The organism is Bacillus sp. JJ783 (assembly GCF_036963225.1).
Taxonomy (GTDB): Bacteria; Bacillota; Bacilli; order Bacillales; family Bacillaceae_G; genus Bacillus_A; species Bacillus_A cereus_U.
Genome location: NZ_JBALMG010000267.1, coordinates 1 through 2,069, shown reverse-complemented (window position 1 = coordinate 2,069; position 2,069 = coordinate 1). Strand labels below are relative to the sequence as shown.

Sequence of the window (2,069 nt, the reverse complement as noted above, 5' to 3'; positions counted from 1 at the left end):
AATCAATAAATAAATAAATAGATTCTCTAAAAAAAGGATACCAAAGACAAGATATATAAAATCAAACTTCTCTAATATACATAAAATCAATATTGAAACAAACCAAACAAAATTAGTAAACATCAAATATAACTTATGTCTTTTAAAATAAGAATAACCATGTATTATCTTAATAGTATGTTTCAGTTTATATTGTTCTAAATAATTTAATGTTGTAAACATACTTATAAACAAATAACCTAACAAAACAACAACTAAAACAATTAAAAATTGATATGCTCTTTCCACATGCATTTGAATTCTACCTTCAATAAGATCATAGGCATTATAAAGTACTGGATAATATTCTTGTAATTCTAAATTTTTAATTTGATCCTTGATAGTATTATATGGTACTTCTTTATCCGATAATTTTATAAAATAACTATCATTTCCAACAACAGTATCATACCATGCAGCCTCATTACCATTTGCATTAGTTAATACCATCGCAATACCATCATAAAAACGATTATTAGTATCTGTTGCGATATCATTAGAAAAAGTGAAGAATGATTGATTATTCTTTATCCAAATTATATTTATCCCTATATTCTCTTTAAAAGGAAGTTCTTTACCAGCCTCTTTTAAAAACTCATTTTTAACTTCATACTTTTGAAAATGATATTCTTCTTCGAAATATTTTCTTAATTCTTGTTCTTCTTTTTTATACTTTTCCGGGACTAACACCGTAAGGCTATCATCATCTTCTTTAATATCGATTAACTTTTCGTCCACCCCATATACTGGGTTTAATTTTAAATAATTATTATTTATAAGTATTGTTTTTTCTTCATAAACAGAATCAACTTCAACTTCTCTTCCATTCTGTTTTGCTCTGTAAATATCAGAAAATCGTACTAAAATGGCGCCCCTATCATTTGTATACTCGAATAACTTGTGTTTTTTGTCGAAAATTTCAAGTAATGTTTCAGGATTATCACCACTTGGTAAAGGAGCTTTAGTAGGCATAACTCCATATGATTTCATTTGTTTCCATTCATTTGCGTTTTTATAATAATATCGATAGGAATCTAAAAAAGCACTGTAAGAAACAAAAAGTAAATATAATATAATTACTGAAAAAATTAGTTTCACGAAACCATTTACAATTTGCATTTGTTTTAAAGGTTTTTTATTTTTTATACTTACAGAAATTGAAATGTTTCCAACTCTTGCAAAAAAAAGAGACATAATAAAACAAACTATTATTCCAATTGTAAATTGGTAAAACAAATAATCAATAATTGTATTAAACCAATATAAATTAAATAATATTTTTTTCATTATCATAAAAATCATAACAACAGTAGTAGAAATAATTAAAGTTGAGAAATACAATTTTAATATTTGTAGAAAATATTTTTTCCAGATATTCAAAGGTGTATAACCATTTAATAATCTAATAGCAGAATTTTTATATTCTAAAAAATAATAATAAATAATCATAAATAATGATAAAACATACAATAAAATAATAGGAATAATTTTTAACCAAGATGATGTATCAATAACGGAGTTATACTCATAACTAAAATAATTAATTTTTATGCCTAACTCTCTCTGTAATCTATCTATAAAAAAATCGATTTCACTATTATCTTTTAAAGAAACTATATAATCACCGGCAACTGATCTATCTTTAGGAAACGATTTTAATGGTTTAATACTAAAATCACTTTCTTCCTTATAAGAAAATATTTCACCTGTTACACTTTTATCCTTTGATGTAGAAATATTAAATTCATCAGATTTATTATCTGGAAATACTCCATCTAACAGCAAAAACGGTTTAAAATAAAGATCTATATCATGTGTAAAATAAACATATTCTACTGATTTTTTTTCCGAATAAATAGATTTGAATACATTTGCATTATAATCATCAGAAACCTTAAATAATAATGATAAAAACTTCTCTGAATCAATTTTCAAAGCGTTTTCATTAATAGTCATAACAAAACTATCTTCTTTTCCTGATTTTTTCATTGAAGCCTCTTGTTTACTAGAAATCAAATCAATATATATAT

General features: G+C 23.9%; 1 protein-coding gene. It reads right to left on the bottom strand.

Annotated features, from left to right (window positions below; all coding sequences use genetic code 11):
* Positions 1–2,067, bottom strand: a 2,067-nt coding sequence (locus V7038_RS29455) for a DUF1430 domain-containing protein (protein ID WP_335696094.1), incomplete at its 3' end; no start/stop codon positions are given.
* Positions 2,068–2,069: the final 2 nt, after the last annotated feature.